We start from the raw sequence: 16,623 nt of genomic DNA on the forward strand, positions 1-16,623 counted from the left end.
GTCGTGAGCAGTGAGCTTCGTGTGGTGAAACTGGGCGAGAACATCGGGGCCCGCATCGACGGGATACGCCTTGGCGAACTCGACGCCGAGACCGCGGACGCCGTCAACGCGGCGCTGCTCACCCACAAGGTGGTGTTCTTCCGCGGCCAGACGCACCTCGACGATGACTCGCAGTACGCCTTCGCCGAGAGCCTGGGCGTCCCCACGACCCCGCATCCGACGTTGAAATTCGACGGCAGCCGCGTGATGCGACTGGACTCCATCGGCGGCGGTGGCGCCAACCAATGGCACACCGATGTCACGTTCGTCGATCGGCCGCCGAAAGCGTCGATCCTGCGAGCCGTCGAATTGCCGGCATATGGCGGCACCACGACGTGGGCGTCCACTGTGTCCGCATATCAGCAGTTGCCGCCGCCACTGCAACAGCTGGCAGACAACCTGTGGGCGATGCACAACAACGCTTTCGACTACGCACAAGTCGATCCCGCGAAGCTGGCGGCGCTGGAAGCCGACCCCGAGGCCATCCTGAAATACGCGAACGAGTTTCACTCGACTCACTACGAGACCCATCATCCGGTGGTAAGGGTGCACCCGGAGACGGGCGAACGTTCTCTGCTGCTCGGCAATTTCGTCAAAGCGATTCTGGGGGTCAACGGCTCGGAGTCCCAAGCGCTCTTCCGCATCTTCCAAGACCGGATCACTTGGTTGGAGAACACGATTCGGTGGAGCTGGGAGCCCGGCGACGTCGCGATGTGGGACAACCGCGCGACACAGCACTACGCAGTCTCCGATTACGGCACACAGCACCGCGCAATGCGCCGCATCACTCTCGCGGGTGACATTCCGGTGAGCGTCAGCGGCGAGCGCAGCCGGGCGGTCGCTGGCGATGCCAGTGACTACTCGATCGTGGACACGCCCAAACGGCTTGTCGCCTGATCGGCACTTCTCGACAGCGAGAGTGCGGCTGGCTAGCCGTTTCGCGAGAACGGATGTCGCTACTTGCACTCTCACGGGCAAAACTGAAGGCTATTACCCGATGGGACTGCTCGACCACAAGACTGCCGTCGTCACCGGTGCCAACTCCGGCATCGGCCTGGCCGCCGCCGAGCGATTCATCGCCGAGGGCGCCGAGCGGGTCTTCATCACCGCGCGTAGACAGCCCGAACTGCAGTCTGCGGCAGAGCGATTGGGGCCGCGCGCGGTTGCGATACCCGCAGACGTAGGCGTACCCGGCGACCTTGACCGGCTCTATGCGCAGGTCGCCGCTGCCGGAAACCGCCTCGATGTCGTGGTGGCGAATGCCGGGTTGACGAGGGTCGCCCGGCTGGGCGACATCAGCGACGACGACCTCGACACGGTGCTGACCACCAACGTCAAGGGCGTGGTGTACACCGTGCAGAAGGCGCTGCCGCTGTTGAACGATGGTGCCTCGGTGATCCTGATCGGCTCCACCACCGCCGACCGCGGGCGGCCGGGACTGAGTGTCTACGCCGCGTCGAAGGCGGCCGTGCGATCGCTCGCCCGCGCCTGGGCCAACGAACTTGCCGATCGGGGCATCCGGGTGAACGTGCTCGTCCCGGGTTCGACCGCGACCCCGGGTAGCGATAACCTGGCCGCCCAGACCAACCCCAACGTGAGCATCGACGAGTTTCGGGCCGGTCGCATCTCGACGATTCCACTCGGTCGATTCGCCGAGCCCATCGAAATCGCCAACGCCGCAGTGTTTCTGGCGAGCGAGCTATCCAGCTTCATCACCGGGTCGACGGTCGATGCCGACGGCGGCTTCAACCAGGTCTGACCTCACTGCGCGAGCAGATTGACGATACCGGCGAAGACGCTGTCGGCTTGGTCGGGCCGGCCCCGGCCTGAGCGGCTGGCCGGTGTCAAACGAGACTGATAGTCTCGTTTCCCAGGGGGCTGTCAATCTCGCAACGCAATGGGCGGAGGGCGTTCGTTTGGTCGAGGCGTTGGTCGACCCGCATCCCGGCAGTGACTTCGCACTCGCCGGCCTGACACCGCGGGCCCGACTCTGGCTGCTGACCGTGGCGTGCTTCGGTGTGCTGCTGGTGATCGCCTCGATGGTGGCCCTGAATACCGCGCTGCCCGACATTGCGATCGCCACTGGGGCGAGTCAAACCCAACTCACCTGGATCGTGGACTGCTACACCCTGGTGTTGGCCTGCCTGCTGTTGCCGGCCGGTGCAATCGGAGACCGGTTCGGCCGGCGCGGCGCGATGCTGGTCGGCCTGGCCGTCTTCGGCGCCGCGTCATTGGTCGCCGCGGTGACGTCCGATCCTCTGGTCGTCATCGTCTCCCGTGGCGTCGCCGGCGGAGGCGCGGCGCTGATCATGCCCGCGACGTTGTCGTTGATCACCGCAGCGCACCCCAAGGACCAGCGCAATAAGGCGGTAGGCATCTGGGCCGGTGTCGCCGGGTCGGGAGCCGTCATCGGGATGCTCGGATCCGGTGCCCTGCTGAACTTTTGGTCTTGGCACTCGATCTTCTGGGCGTTTGCCGGTGCGGCGGCGGCGATCTTCCTGTTGGCCCTGACCATCGCAAGCTCACGCGAGACGGACACCCATCCGCTCGACTGGCGCGGCGCGGCGGTCATCGGGGGAGCGGTGGCGACACTCGTGTTCGGCATCCTCGAGGCACCTGCGCACGGGTGGACCCATCCGTTGGTAGTCGTCAGCATCACCGTCGGCTTGTTATTGAGCGTGGCATTCGGCTTCGTCGAAGTGCGCCAACGCTTTCCCCTGTTGGATGTGCGCCTGTTCGCGGTACCCGCATTCGCCACCGGCGCCGCCACCATCACTGTGTTCTTCTTGTCGATGTTCGGGTTCTTGTTCCTGCTCATGCAGTACATGCAGATGATCCTGGGTTACAGCCCCAATAAGACCGCACTGGCGCTCAGCCCGGTCATCGGCCCGATGCTGGTGCTTTCGGTGCTGTCCTTCTGGTATCTGCCCCGACTCGGCCTGCGCGCTGTTGTCGTCAGTGGGCTCCTGCTGATCGCAACCGGTTGTTTGTGCATGCTCGGCATCAAGGTGGGGTCGCCCTACTGGCGCGCGGCGTGGCCGATGTTGGTGATGAGTATCGGCATTGGGCTGTGCACAGCGCCGACGACATCGGTCATCATGACCACCGCCCCTGACGACAAGCAGGGTGTGGCATCGGCGGTCAACGACGCCAGCCGCGAGATCGGTGCCGCGCTCGGCATCGCGCTGGCCGGGTCGATGTTGGCCGGCCATTACTCGAAAGCGCTGGCACCCAACCTGACTGGCTTTCCGAAACCGGTGGGCGACGCCGCATCGACGTCACTCGAGCAAGCGCTGGAAGTGTCGCGGCGACTCGGTCCCGTCGGGGCTCGACTGGCGGCAGCCAGCAAGACGGCCTTCATCGACGCCATGCATTCGTCGCTGCTGGTCCTCGCCATCCTCGTTGCGGTCAGCGCTGTGCTGATCGGGTTGTGGGCGCCCGGTCGCGACGACCAGCAGTTGCGACCGGTCCGCCACCTGTTGGCTCGGCGGCGGTCTCACTAGGCGGTGCTTTCGGGCAGAGCCCGGACCGCGATGGCAAACGTTTTGTCCCGCATTCCGTTGCAATCAGGCTGATTTACACGGCTGTGGTGACCGGGCGTAATGGCTACGCTCGCCCAATCCAGTCGCCGACGGCCGGCAACTTTTGACGACTTCCGGTTACCGGTAAGGGAAACGGCAATGACAGAACCCATCCATCAACCTCCGCGGTGGCGCAGGGCGCTCTCCTCGGTGGCGCCGCTGAACGTCCTCGGCCTGAGCGCCATCGTCGTGGCCGCCGGCCTGATCTGGTTTCACAACGCGCGTCACGACACCTTCCCGAACCAGATCCTCAACGTCTCCTACGACCCCACCCGTGAGCTCTACGCGGCGCTCGACAAGACATTCGTCGACGATTTCAGGCGGCGGACCGGGGTGACGGTGGAAGTCAAGCAGTCCCATGGCGGTTCGGGTCGGCAGGCATCGGAAGTCATCAAGGGTCACGAGAAAGCCGATGTGGTCTCGCTCGCGTTGCCGAGTGATGTCGACGCCCTTCGCAAACGCGGACTGATAGCCCCCGACTGGCAGAAGCGACTGCCGAATCACTCGGTCCCCTACACGTCGACGATCGTGTTCGTCGTCCACAAGGACAACCCGCTCGGTATCCACGACTGGCCGGACTTGATCAAGGATGACGTCGAGATCGTCAACCCTGATCCGCGGACGTCCGGCAACGGGAAGCTGAGCGTTCTGGCCGCCTGGGGGTCGGTCACGACGCGCGGCGGCAGTGAACAAGAGGCCTCCGATTACTTGAGAGCGCTACTGAGCCACGTCAAGGTCGCCGACCCGGGCGCCCGCAGCGCCGCGATCTCCTACTCGGTGGAAAAGATTGGTGACGTCCATCTGACATGGGAGAACGAGGCGCTGCGAGAGGTGGCGGAGAACAAAGACGAGTTCGAGATCGTCTACCCGCCAACCAGCATCCTCGCCGAACCCGCGGTCGCGTGGGTCGATGCAAACCTCAAGGACAAGAAGATGGCGTCCTACGCCAAGGCGTATCTGGAGTATCTGTACACCGATGCCGCGCAGGAGACCGTCGCGAAATACGGCTACCGCCCGCTCAAGCCGGAGATCTTGGCCAAGCACAAGGACCGGCTGCCCGCGATCAACCTCTTTCCGATCACCGCGGTGGCCAAGAGCTGGTACGACGCGCAGGAGAAATTCTTCGGCAGTAACGGCATCTACGACGTGGTCTCTTCGGCTCCGGCCCGGGTCGCGTCGGCACACACCCGAAAGACGACTCCATGAGCCTGAGCCTGATCGACAATCTGAAAAACCTGAATTACGACGGAACCAAGGCGCGCAGAGACCTGATCGCCGGGTTGACCGTCGCGGCCGTCTCGCTGCCCCAGGGCATCACGTACGCATTGGTGGCCGGCGTCGACCCGAAATTCGGTGTGTACTCGGCAATCGTGGTGACCTTTGTCGCCTCGGTTTTCCAGTCGTCGGCGCACCTGGTGAACGGCCCGACAAGCGCGATTTCGCTGCTGGTGTTCAGCACGCTGGCGTTCATCGACCCGGAGAACCGGACGAGGTTGTTCGAGGCGTTGTTCTTGCTGGGCGTTCTGGTCGGCACCTTCCAGATCCTGATCGCGGTGTTCAAACTCGGTGATCTGACCCGCTACATCTCCGAATCGGTGATCCTCGGCTTCATCTTGTCCGCCGCCGTCCTGATCGCTTTGGGCCAGTTGGGCAATGCGCTGGGCGTCAAGGACCAGGGCAACGGCCGGCAGTCAGTGCTGAAACGGACCTACCTCACGCTGTTCCATGGTGAGGCGTACAACTACCGCGCGCTGATCGTCGCCGTGGCAACCATCGTGCTTGCGGTTGTATTGCGGCGGTTGGTGAAACGCTTTGGCCTGCCCCAAATCGACCTTCTGGCAACGTTGATCTTCGCTGCGCTTATTGCCTATGCGGCCGGCTGGGCGACCGAAGACCACACTGGCAAAACCGCGATCACGCTGACGGCGAAGATTCCGCAGAGCCTGCCGCACGCGCATATCCCCTCGGTGCAACTCGGCGAGGTCGGTCAACTGGCCCCGGGCGCCTTGGCTATCGCGTTCATCGGTCTGCTCGAAGCGCTCTCGATCGCCAAAGCGATCGCCTACGAGAGTGGACAGAAGATCGACTACAACCGACAGATCCTCGCCGAGGGTCTCGGCAACCTGACCGGCGGCTTCTTCCAGGCTGTGCCCGGCTCGGGCTCGGTGACCCGTTCGCCGATCAACTACCAGGCCGGCGCGGTGACGCGATTTTCCGGGGTGATCGCATCCATCGGTGTGGCGGTCATCGTGCTGCTGTTCGCGCCGCTGCTGCACTACATGCCCCGGGCCGCGCTGGCCGGCCTGCTGCTGATCACCGCCGCCCGCCTGATCGACATCAAGCGGCTCAGCTACGCCATCAAGGCATCCCGTTACGACGCCGGTCTGGTGTTGATCACGGCGCTCACCGGAATATTCGTCGACCTGGACACGGCAGTGCTGCTCGGCGTCGCGCTGTCGATCCTGTTGTTCGTGCCGCGGGCGGCCAAGCTGAAGGCCAGGGAACTCGTGGTAGCGCCCGAGCGGGTCGTCCGCGAGCGAGTGCCGGGAGATCCCGCCGATCCGTCGACGCTGATCTACGACTTCGAGGGCGAGCTGTTCTTCGGTGCCGCACCCGAACTCGAGCGCTACCTCGACGACCTCGCGGCGCGGATCAAAAACGACGACATCAAATACCTTGTGCTGCGCGTCAAGCGGGTCCGCCACCCGGACGCGGTCGTGATCCAGCGGATCGACAAGTTCGTGCGCGACGAGACCGACCGCGGCGTCGTGGTGTTGCTGGCCGGCGTGCAAGACGACCTGTGGACGCTGCTTACCAACGTCGGCTTCGACAAGTGGTTCCCGTCTGACCGCGTGTTCCCCGAGGAGGAGGAGGAGTTCTCGGCGACGCTGAAGGCCGTCCGCTACGCGCACGCCCTGCGGGGGTTCGACGAATCCGGCGACAAGGTGCCGACGGAGGCGATCGCCACCAACGGAGACCGCAAGCATTACTACTACTTGGTCTGAGACCGGCCCGGCGGTCCGCATAAGTAAACTCGCCCAATGAGTTCCGGCCGACGCTATGTGATCGTCGGGGCGGGTGCAATCGGCGGCACTGTCGGCGGAGTGTTGACGCGGGCCGGCGTAGCGACTGTGCTGGTCGCCCGTGGGCCGCACGCCGAGACGCTGGCGGCCAACGGCCTGACCCTTCGCACACCCGACGGTACGTTCCAGACCCCGGTTGCTGCGGTGTCCGACGCCGCCGAGGTGCGGCTGACTCCTGACGACGTGCTCGTGTTCACCACCAAGACCCAGCAACTGGACGTGGCGCTGCAACAGTGGGTCGACCAACCGGTCCACGGCCCGGAGGGAGTCCTGGGCACCGCCGGCGAGCTGCTGCCGGCGCTGACCGCACTGAACGGCGTTGTGGCCGAGGACAAATCGCTGCGTTATTTCCGGCGGGTGTACGGTGTCTGTGTCTGGCTGCCCGCCGTGCATTTGACCGCGGGTGAGGTCATTGTCCGGTCGTGGCCGGTCGTCGGCCAGTTTCACGTGGGGCGCTGGCCAGTCGGCCTCAGTTCCGACTCCGATGACGACGTCCTGCAGGACGTGAACGCGGCATGGACGTCAGCAGGAGTCCGGATCAACGTCGTCGACGACATCGCTCCCTGGAAGTACAACAAACTGATCAGCAATCTGGGTAACGCGGTGGGGGCGCTGGCTTCGCAAGACGGTGACCTCGGCCGGATCGTAGCTGCGCTGCAGGCCGAAGCGGAAGCGGTATTGCGTGACGCGGGAATCGATTTCGTCTCTTTCGAGGTTTCCACCGCGGCGCGGGTCGACGGGCCGACGCCACGGCCGGTGCCCGGTGTGGACACCGGGGCCGGCAACTCCACGTGGCAATCGCTGAGTCGCAACACCGGCGACGTCGAGACCGACTACTTCAACGGTGAAATCGTCCGGATCGCGCATCAACACGGGATCGCCGCCCCGCTGAACAGCACCGTGGCGCGTCTGGCACGCGAAACGGTCCGCACTCACGCTGGGCCAGGCCAGTATTCGGCGGCCCAGCTTGCCGATCTGCTCGGGTTGAAGTGACCGACAACCGCTAGAAGAAGAAGCCGGCGTGCGGGGCCGGGTGCGCCGCGAACAGTCGATCGGCGGCCGCCAGTTGGGCCGGGCCCTCGGCGCGGACCAAGCCGGCGATCGCCAGGCTGTGCCATGTCGCGCCGCCGAGCAAGACCGCGGCGAGTCCCGCCACCCCGACATGCAATTGCGGAGGCCGGTCGGTAGGTTCGGCACCATCGCCGCTCACCGTCACGGTGAGCGAATTGACCGGCAACAGTGGGTCGTCGACGGCGATGGTGACCGCATCGGCATCCACGTATCGCCTTGCAGCCAACGTCTTTTGAACGTCGACGATGCGTAGCCACGTTTCGTCATTGGTGGCGGTCACCTTCGCTGCCCGCCGATCGACCAGCAGCCACGGCAGCGGGTCGTCGACCGGAAGCATCCAGAACACCACGCGGTCGATCAAGTCGAGCCCGAGAAGAAAGCGCAGCAGACCGAGGTAGGAATCCCGGTCGGGTGCGAAGAAGTCTTCCACTACGATGGTCCGCTGGTCGCTGACGAACCACGTGTCGATGTCGGTCGGGCGATAGCGGACGAATCCGGTCTCTGATCCCGGCGTGCCGTGCACCGCGACGTACCAAGGGCCGGAACCAGATTCGGTGCGCAGCCGGGCGCTCTTCCACCACACGTCGGGCCGGTCGATGGTTCCCGGCCGTGCCGGCCGGTTGTCGGTGTAGATCCGCGGCAGCGTATCCCAGACGTCGCCGGGTTCCAGAAGTCGGACCTGCTCGCCCGCCGGGATGTTGGGACGTAGCGCGGCGCGGGCCGTGTGTACCTCGACGGTCCGCGACATGCTCGCCACTCCGTAGCCGTACCGCTCGTAGATGGTCGCTTCGGACGCCCTCAGCGTCGCGACCGCCTCGCCGCGCGCCGCGAAGTCATGCAATTGGTGACGCATGAGATCGGTGGCGACGCCTCGACGGGTGAACGACGGCAACACTCCGACGTGCGTTACGGCGGCGTGGCTGACGATGTTGCCGCCCGGCAGGGTGAGGTGGCTGGTTACGGCATCGGCGGTGCCGACCAGTTGCCCGTCGACGAATGCGCCGATGGTGCGTCCGGGTTCGAGGAGTTGAGCGATCTGGCCCGCGGCAAGGTCGGCCAGACGGGGGAACCCGATCATGGCGGTGCGGAACACGTTCGCCGCGGCCACGAGGTCGTCGTCGCTGACGAGCACGCGGATTTCGGTGGTCACTCCGTCATCATGTCGTGCCGGAGTGGATCAATTGTCGTCGGGCCCCGCTTCCAATCCCGGTGATTTCAAGACTCATCTGGGCTCCGACTGCTGATATCCCGCGAGGTGAATGCGCACGTCAACCCGGGCCGAGTCGCGTCATGAGAGTTTTGATCAGGAGAGTTGCCCACGCGCGTGCGGGCTCGCGCCGGAATGAGCGCACCGCCCGTGTTGCTGATTGAGGAATTCGATCCGTAAGAAAGGCGGACGCGGATGGCAGATTCGTCGACACCCATCCACCTGGCCGTGGCGCTGGATGGTGCCGGTTGGCATCCGGCGGCCTGGCGCGAAATCGATGCTCGGCCGCGCGCGTTGTTCGACGCGGGCTACTGGGCAGACCTCGTCGCGCAGGCCGAGCGCGGGCTGCTCGACTTCGTCACCTTCGAGGATTCGCTCGGAATGCAGTCGGATGACCCACACGCTCCCGACGATCGGACAGATCGCGTGCGCGGACGATTGGATGCCGTGCTCATCGCAGCGCGAATCGCGCCGCGGACCAACGGAATCGGGGTCATTCCCACTGCGACGGTGACCCATACCGAACCCTTTCATGTGTCCAAGTCGATCGCGACGCTCGACTACGTCAGCAGTGGGCGTGCCGGTGTGCGTGTGCAGATATCGGCACGTCCCGACGTGGCCGACCACTTCGGGCGGCGCCGGTTGCCACGACTGTCGGGCGACGTCAGCGCGAACCCGGAACTGCAGCGACAGATTGACGAATACTTCGCGGAGACGGCAGATTTCGTCGAGGTGCTGCGCCGGCTGTGGGACAGCTGGGAAGACGACGCCGAGATTCGTGACGTCGCCACCGGACGTTTCATCGACCGCGACAAGCTGCACTACATCGATTTCGAAGGCCGGTGGTTTTCGGTCAAGGGACCGTCGATCACCCCGCGTCCGCCGCAGGGCCAGCCGATCGTGGCGTCGCTCGGTCACGACACCAACGGTTATCGGCTCATCGCGTCGAAGGCCGACGTCGGATACGTGACGCCGCACGACGCCGCCCAGGCCGCGGACATTGCTGTCGAAGTCGAGGGGCTAAGGCGTGCCGCCGGACGAGAAGGCGATACCGTCCACCTCTTCGGCGACGTGGTGGTGTTCTTGGACGCGGATGCCGCGTCTGCCCGATCGCGACAGCGCCGGCTCGACGAACTGGCTGGCGCTGAATACCGCAGTGATGCACACATTTTCGTCGGCACACCGGCTGAGTTGGCCGATCTGCTGCAGCAATGGCAGGAGGCGGGCCTGACCGGATTCCGGCTGCGACCGGCCTCGCTTCCGCATGACCTGCTCCAGATCACCGACGGGTTGGTGCCGGAACTGCAACGGCGCGGCCTGTTCCGCGCGGGGTACCAGGCCGACACATTGCGTGGACTGCTGGGCCTGCCCCGGCCCGTCAATCGTTACGCACTCACGTGACCCGTCGATGAAAGATCTACTCCAATGAGCAAGCCCGTCAAGCAAATTCATCTCGCGGCGCACTTCCCCGGTGTGAACAACACGACCGTATGGAGCGATCCCGCCGCCGGCAGCCACATCGACTTCAGTTCTTTTTCCCGGTTCGCGCAGACCGCCGAACGCGGCAAATTCGACTTCCTGTTTCTCGCCGAAGGGTTGCGGCTGCGCGAACAGAACGGCCGTATCTACGACCTCGACGTGGTCGGGCGACCCGACACTTTCACCGTGCTGGCCGCACTGGCAGCGGTGACTGACCGTCTCGGCCTGACCGGCACGATCAACTCAACCTTCAACGAGCCGTACGAAGTCGCACGCCAATTCGCCTCGCTGGACCATCTTTCGGGCGGCCGTGCGGCGTGGAACGTCGTGACGTCGTGGGATGCATTCACCGGCGAGAACTTTCGCCGCGGTGGATTCTTGGCCGAAGACCAGCGCTACGAGCGGGCCCGGACGTTCTTGCGGACCGCGCAGGAGCTGTTCGACTCGTGGCGCGGTGACGAGATTGTGGCCGACAAAGACTCCGGCACCTTTCTGAGCACCCCCCACGCCGGCGAATTCGAGCACCACGACGATCACTTCGACATCCACGGCCGGTTCAACGTGCCCAGGAGTCCGCAGGGGCGGCCCGTGATCTTCCAGGCGGGCGACTCCGACCAGGGCAGAGACTTCGCGGCGTCCTCGGCCGATGCCATCTTCTCCCGGCACAGCACCTTGCAAGCCGGACAAGCCTTCTACCAAGACGTCAAAGGCCGTCTGGTGCGCTACGGCCGCCGCCGCGACGAGCTGCTCATCTTGCCCGCAGCATCGTTCGTCATCGGTGACACCGATGCCGAAGCCGAGGACTTGGCTCACGAAGTACGCCTGGCGCAGGTGTCGCCGCAGACGGCGATCAAATTCCTGGAACAGCTGTGGAATCGCGACCTCTCCGATCACGATCCCGATGGCCCACTGCCCAGCATCGACCCTCTGGAAGGCGAGAACACCATTTCTCGGGGGCGGGCCAGCGTGCGCATGTTCAAGGATTCGCTCGCGATCGCCAACGAATGGCGAGCCAAGGCGGAAGCTGAAAACCTGACCACCCGCGAGCTGATCATCGAAGTCCTCGGGCGCCAATCTTTCATTGGGTCAGCGCAGACCATCGCGACGACTATCAACGATTTCGTACAGGCCGACGCCAGCGACGGCTTCATCCTCGTCCCACACATCACCCCGGGCGGGCTTGACCCGTTCGTCGACCAGGTCGTGCCGTTGCTACAAGAGCGCGGCGTCTTCCGGGCGGACTACGCGGGCACCACCTTGCGCGACCACCTCGGCCTTGCTCCGGTGCCGACACCGGGCGCGCATCGCGGCTCGGACACCGCGACCGAGGTGGCGTCGTAGCCGTGGCGACGACACACTTAGGGGTTTTGGACCTCGTTCCGATCTCCTCGGGATCCAATGCCACTGCAGCGCTGCACAACAGCATCGACCTGGCTCAGCACGCCGAAAGCCTTGGGTACAGCCGCTATTGGTTCGCCGAGCATCATCTCAATCCGGGTGTCGCCGGCACGTCGCCCGCCGTCGTGCTCGCTTTGACCGCGAGCCACACCTCGACCATCCGGCTCGGCTCGGGAGCCGTGCAGATGGGCCACCGCACCGCGCTGTCGACCGTGGAGGAATTCGGGCTGCTCGACGCGCTGTATCCGGGACGGTTCGACCTCGGCTTGGGACGCTCGGGAGGCAAGCCGCGTGAACCGGCGACGACCGCACCGACGTCGCCTCGGCCGGTGACCAACGGCCACACCGCAAATGGATTGCGGATACCGCCGCGGTTCGACATCCGACCGTTGCTGAGCTCCCCGCGTTTCGGCTTACACAAGGCGCTGCTGCAGTTACCCGGTGCCGAATCGCAGGACTACACCGAACAAGTCGACGACGTGCTGGCGCTGATCGCCGACAAGTATCAGTCGGCGGACGGTCTCGAGGCCCACGTCGTGCCTGGAGCGGGCGCCGACCTTCAGGTCTGGATTCTGGGCAGCAGCGGCGGCGAGAGCGCGATCGTGGCCGGCCACAGGGGATTACGATTCGCCGCCAATTACCACGTCGCTCCCGCGACCGTTCTCGAGGCCGCTGACGGCTACCGGGCCGCGTTCAGACCGTCGGCCGAACTCGACCGGCCCTACGTCGCGGTCTCGGCCGACGTCGTGGTGGCGGATGACGAGGCTACTGCCCGTGAACTGGCGACCGGCTATGGGTTATGGGTACGCAGCATCCGGACCGGTGAAGGCGCCATCCCGTTCCCGACGCCGGCTGAAACGCGGCGGCACCCCTGGAGCGAATCGGATCGGCAGCTGGTGGCTGATCGCGTGGATACTCAATTCGTCGGAACCGCAAGCAAAGTGGCCGATCAGCTCGAGCGTTTACGCGACGCGACGGAGGCAGACGAGCTCATCATCACCACGATTACCCACGATCACCGCGATCGGGTGCATTCCTACCGCCTGCTCGCCGACGAGTGGGCACGCCGCTAGCTACTTCGCAATGCGCTGAGCACTCTGCGCTCCTGGGCGTGACGGGCCTCGGTGAGCGCGGCGTCCTGGTCGGCGGGATCCGCGTGTAGGAAGCTGCCGGACCCGGGTGAGCCGCCGGAGCCGAGCTTGTTCATCGTGGTCGGCACCGGCGCGCCTCGATATTCCAGTGGAAGTGGGCCCAGTGGCTGGTGTATCTCGATGTAGGCGCCGTGCGGCAGGCGTGTGATGATGCCGGTCTCGATGCCGTGCCGAAGGATTGCTCGGTCGCTGCGCTGTAGGCCGATGCACCACCGGTAGGTGACGAAGTAGACGGTCACCGGCAACACGACCATCCCGATCCGTCCGATCCAGGTCGTCGCGTTGAGCGAGATGTGGAACTTCAGCGCAATGACGTCGTTCATCGCTCCGAGGGTCAGGATCGAGTAGAACGCAATAGCCATCGCACCGATGGCGGTGCGCACCGGCACGTCGCGCGGACGTTGAAGCAGGTTGTGATGAGCGTGGTCGCCGCTAAAACGTCTCTCCAGGAACGGATAGAAGATCAACAGCACGAACACGATGCCCATGATCATCGCAGCCCCGACGGCGGCGGGCACCGTGTGATGACCGAGGTAGATCTCCCACGCCGGCCACAATCGCTGCAGGCCTTCGGTCCACATCATGTAGAAGTCGGGCTGAGAGCCCGCTGACACCTGAGAGGGCTTGTAAGGCCCCAGGTTCCAGATCGGATTGATCTGCAACACCCCGCCCGTCAAGCCGAGTACGGCGGTGGTCAGCGCAAAGAAGGCCCCGGATTTCACCGCGAAGACCGGCATGACGCGCACGCCGACGACGTTGTGTTCTGTGCGTCTCGGACCGGCAAACTGAGTGTGCTTCTGGAACCACACCATCAGCAGGTGCGCTCCGATCAGCGCGAGGATGATCGCCGGTAGAACCAATACGTGGAGCGCGTACAGCCGCGGAATCAGCGTGGTGCCGGGAAAGTCGCCGCCGAAAAAGGCCCAATGAAGCCAAGTGCCAATCACGGGGAATCCCAGCATGATCGACGACAGAGCGCAGCGCAGACCGATTCCGGACAGCAGGTCGTCGGGCAACGAGTAGCCGAAGTAACCCTCGAACATGGCCAGGATCAGCAGCAGCGAGCCGATCACCCAATTGGCTTCGCGCGGGCGGCGGAAGGCGCCGGTGAAGAAGACCCGCGCCAGGTGGACCATGATCGAGGCGGCGAACAGCAGCGCGGCCCAATGATGAACCTGGCGGACGAACAAGCCGCCGCGCACCTCGAAGGAGATGTTGAGCGCCGACTCGTAAGCGCGTGACATCGGGACGCCGCGCAACGGCTGATACACCCCGTGGTAGGTGACGTCTGTCATCGACGGATCGAAGAACAGCGTCAGGTAGACGCCGGTGATCAGCAAGACAACGAAGCTGTACAGGGCGATTTCACCGAGCAGGAACGACCAGTGCGTGGGGAAGACCTTGTTGAGGGCGCGTCGCACGCTCGCGGAGGGGTGGTATCTCGCGTCGATTTCATGGCCCGCGCGCAATACGGTGTCTGCCGGTCGGAGGTCCATGGCAACCATCCCCTCACGGCTGAAGCCGCAGCTCTGCGATCAGCCGAGCATCTACTATCGTGTGTAGTACCACGCAGCGTAGTACTAATTCGGATGGTCGTAAAGGACTTGAGTCAGGCCTTGCCGTTGCGCTCGCGGTGCTTGCAGCCCGGCCAGCAACACGGCCGGCGCATGCCCTCTTCGAGTTCTTCCTGGGTTCGGTGGATCCGACGCTCCCGGGTCTTTTCCTGCTTGGCGTCGTCCACCCAGCAGATGAACTCGTTGCGCGCCAACGGCGTGATGTCTTTCCATGCGGCCAGTGCCGTCGGATTGGTCAGAAGCGCTGTACGCAGGTCGTCCGGAAGCTTGTGCACCACTCCGCCGGGCACTGTCGGCGGACATGAAAAACTGCCCACTGGCGGACATGAAAGTGCCCGTTCGCGGCCAATAAGAACTGCCCACCGGCGGATACGAAAGTGCCCGCAGGCGGCCATGAATCTGCCCAGACCTACTTGATGTCGTTCGGCGCGTCTGCGCTGGGGCGGCCTCTCCTGCGGTTTCGATGTCGATGCCTAGTCGACCCGACAACCCCAGGAGAGACCTACTTGAAGTCTGACGGAGAACTCATGGAAATACTCAATGCCTACGACCTGACCGGGTCCTACCGCGCCGCGGCCGAGCTGTGTGGGTGCTCGCACCACACCGTGAAGAAAGCGGTCGAGGATCGCAACGCTGGGCTGCCCCCGGCCACGCGGCGGGCCCGGATGATCGATGATTGGCGCGACCTGCTGGAAACCTGGGTCGCTGATTCGAAGGGCAAGATCCGCGGCGACAAAGCCCACGACAAGCTGGTGGCGTTGGGCTACACCGGCACCGACCGCACCACCCGCCGTTCGTTGGCGGAGATCAAAGCGCAATGGCGCCTTGGCAATACACGCGTGCACCGGCCCTGGATCACCGAGCCAGGACTGTGGCTACAGTACGACTTCGCCGACGGCCCCCTTGTCGCCGGCCGCAAGATCGTGCTGCTCGTGGCGTGGCTGGCGTGGAGCCGCTACCGCGTCGTGGTGGCTTTGCGGGACCGCACCGCACCCAGTGTCTTCGCCGGCCTGGACCGCATCTTTCGCATCGTCGGTGGTGCTCCGACCTACCTGCTCACCGACAACGAGAAGACCGTCACCACTGGACACATCGCCGGAGTTCCGGTCCGCAACCGGGCCGCGGTCACCTTCGGCCGCTACTACGGCCTTTCGGTGCTGACGTGTGAACCCGCCGACCCAGCCACCAAGGGTGGGGTGGAGAACGCGGTGAAGCTCGCCAAAGCCGACATCGTGCCTACTGAGACCAACCTCCTGCCGCAGTACGACTCGTTCGCCGACGTCGAAGCCGCATGCGCCGGTTTCACCACCGAGATCAACGCCCGCGTGCACCGGATCACGGGACGCCGGCCGGCCGAGATGCTCATTCAGGAACGCCCGGCCCTGCACGCGGTTCCTGACCTGCCCCACACCGCCGCGTTGGGGGTGACCCGCCGGGTTCCCGACAACACCCCGATGGTCACCTTCGACCACTGCCAATACTCGCTGCCCGCAACTCTTCTGGGCCAGACAGTGTGGATCCGTGACCACGACGGCACCGATGAGGTGGTGATCTGCGCTCTTGATGGCGGCGGCCCGGTGGAGGTGGCGCGGCATCGCCGCGCCGCCCCCGGTAGTCCCGCCATCAACGATGACCACTTCCCTGAGCATCGGGACAAGGTGCCCGGTGATTACCGGGTGCGGGCCCGCACTGTCAGTGAGCAGACCTTCCTGGCGCTGGGGCCGGGTGCGGCGGTGTGGCTCAAAGAAGCCGCCGCCGTCGGCACCGAACGGATCCTGCAGAAGATGGCCCACGCGGTGGAACTGTCGGCGTTAACCGGCCGCGCCGATGTCGACTGGGCGCTCGGGCATGCTGGCGTGCACGGTCGCTTCGCCACCGGTGACCTTGATTCCATCCTCGCCAGCAAGGGCATGGACACCACTCGCCGCGGCGCCGACGAAGACACCTCCCTGGCGCAAGGAACCAGTGGGTGGAACTTATTCGGCCGCAACGTTATCGACGCTGACGAGGCAGGCATCGCGTGACTACCACCACGACCAC

At 64.8% G+C, this 16,623-nt stretch carries 13 protein-coding genes; 10 read left to right on the plus strand and 3 right to left on the minus strand.

The window, feature by feature from the left end; all coding sequences use genetic code 11:
- The first annotated feature begins 3 nt into the window (after nt 1-3).
- The 6 genes from MKK62_RS10345 (at nt 4) to MKK62_RS10370 (ending at nt 7,696) form a co-directional block, all read left to right on the plus strand.
- Nucleotides 4-936 (plus strand): TauD/TfdA dioxygenase family protein, encoded by a 933-nt coding sequence (locus tag MKK62_RS10345; RefSeq protein WP_240261158.1) that lies wholly within the window; start codon nt 4-6, stop codon nt 934-936.
- A 100-nt stretch (nt 937-1,036) separates the two neighbouring features.
- Nucleotides 1,037-1,798 carry an SDR family NAD(P)-dependent oxidoreductase gene (locus tag MKK62_RS10350; RefSeq protein WP_240261157.1) on the plus strand — a complete coding sequence of 254 codons (762 nt, stop codon included), beginning with the start codon at nt 1,037-1,039 and terminating at the stop codon, nt 1,796-1,798.
- A gap of 157 nt (nt 1,799-1,955) precedes the next feature.
- The gene (locus MKK62_RS10355) at nt 1,956-3,542 is read left to right on the plus strand and encodes an MFS transporter (protein ID WP_240261156.1); all 1,587 of its coding nucleotides are present in this window, start codon (nt 1,956-1,958) and stop codon (nt 3,540-3,542) included.
- Nucleotides 3,543-3,719: 177 nt separating this feature from the next.
- Nucleotides 3,720-4,826, plus strand: coding sequence for a sulfate ABC transporter substrate-binding protein (locus MKK62_RS10360; protein WP_240261155.1), 1,107 nt, complete (start codon nt 3,720-3,722; stop codon nt 4,824-4,826).
- On the plus strand, nt 4,823-6,625 hold the full coding sequence (locus tag MKK62_RS10365; RefSeq protein ID WP_240261154.1) for a SulP family inorganic anion transporter: 1,803 nt from the start codon (nt 4,823-4,825) through the stop codon (nt 6,623-6,625). The genes MKK62_RS10360 and MKK62_RS10365 overlap by 4 nt, the downstream gene beginning before the upstream one ends.
- 36 nt (nt 6,626-6,661) lie before the next feature.
- On the plus strand, nt 6,662-7,696 hold the full coding sequence (locus tag MKK62_RS10370; protein WP_240261153.1) for a ketopantoate reductase family protein: 1,035 nt from the start codon (nt 6,662-6,664) through the stop codon (nt 7,694-7,696).
- Between the two features lie 10 nt (nt 7,697-7,706).
- Here the strand turns inward: MKK62_RS10370 and MKK62_RS10375 are convergent, their stop codons facing one another.
- Nucleotides 7,707-8,924: a GNAT family N-acetyltransferase gene (locus tag MKK62_RS10375; RefSeq protein ID WP_240261152.1), complete on the minus strand. Its 1,218-nt coding sequence runs from the start codon at nt 8,922-8,924 to the stop codon at nt 7,707-7,709.
- Between the two features lie 252 nt (nt 8,925-9,176).
- Here MKK62_RS10375 and MKK62_RS10380 point away from each other — a divergent pair, with 252 nt between their 5' ends.
- The 3 genes from MKK62_RS10380 to MKK62_RS10390 are packed head-to-tail and all read left to right on the plus strand — an operon-like array spanning nt 9,177 to nt 12,931.
- Nucleotides 9,177-10,382 carry an LLM class flavin-dependent oxidoreductase gene (locus MKK62_RS10380; RefSeq protein WP_240261151.1) on the plus strand — a complete coding sequence of 402 codons (1,206 nt, stop codon included), beginning with the start codon at nt 9,177-9,179 and terminating at the stop codon, nt 10,380-10,382.
- A gap of 24 nt (nt 10,383-10,406) precedes the next feature.
- Nucleotides 10,407-11,801 carry an NtaA/DmoA family FMN-dependent monooxygenase gene (locus MKK62_RS10385; protein WP_240261150.1) on the plus strand — a complete coding sequence of 465 codons (1,395 nt, stop codon included), beginning with the start codon at nt 10,407-10,409 and terminating at the stop codon, nt 11,799-11,801.
- A 2-nt stretch (nt 11,802-11,803) separates the two neighbouring features.
- Nucleotides 11,804-12,931, plus strand: coding sequence for an LLM class flavin-dependent oxidoreductase (locus MKK62_RS10390; RefSeq protein WP_240261149.1), 1,128 nt, complete (start codon nt 11,804-11,806; stop codon nt 12,929-12,931).
- Here MKK62_RS10390 and qcrB read toward each other — a convergent pair.
- On the minus strand, nt 12,928-14,505 hold the full coding sequence (gene qcrB, locus MKK62_RS10395) for a cytochrome bc1 complex cytochrome b subunit (RefSeq protein WP_240261148.1): 1,578 nt from the start codon (nt 14,503-14,505) through the stop codon (nt 12,928-12,930). The two genes, MKK62_RS10390 and qcrB, sit on opposite strands and share 4 nt — an antisense overlap.
- 113 nt (nt 14,506-14,618) lie before the next feature.
- Complete coding sequence (locus tag MKK62_RS10400) at nt 14,619-14,873, minus strand: YdeI/OmpD-associated family protein (protein WP_240264218.1); 255 nt, start codon at nt 14,871-14,873, stop codon at nt 14,619-14,621.
- 216 nt (nt 14,874-15,089) lie between these two features.
- Here MKK62_RS10400 and istA point away from each other — a divergent pair, with 216 nt between their 5' ends.
- The gene (gene istA, locus MKK62_RS10405) at nt 15,090-16,607 is read left to right on the plus strand and encodes an IS21 family transposase (protein WP_240258325.1); all 1,518 of its coding nucleotides are present in this window, start codon (nt 15,090-15,092) and stop codon (nt 16,605-16,607) included.
- Nucleotides 16,608-16,623 lie beyond the last annotated feature (16 nt).

Origin of the sequence: Mycobacterium paraterrae (assembly GCF_022430545.2) — a bacterium.
Classification (GTDB): Bacteria; Actinomycetota; Actinomycetes; order Mycobacteriales; family Mycobacteriaceae; genus Mycobacterium; species Mycobacterium paraterrae.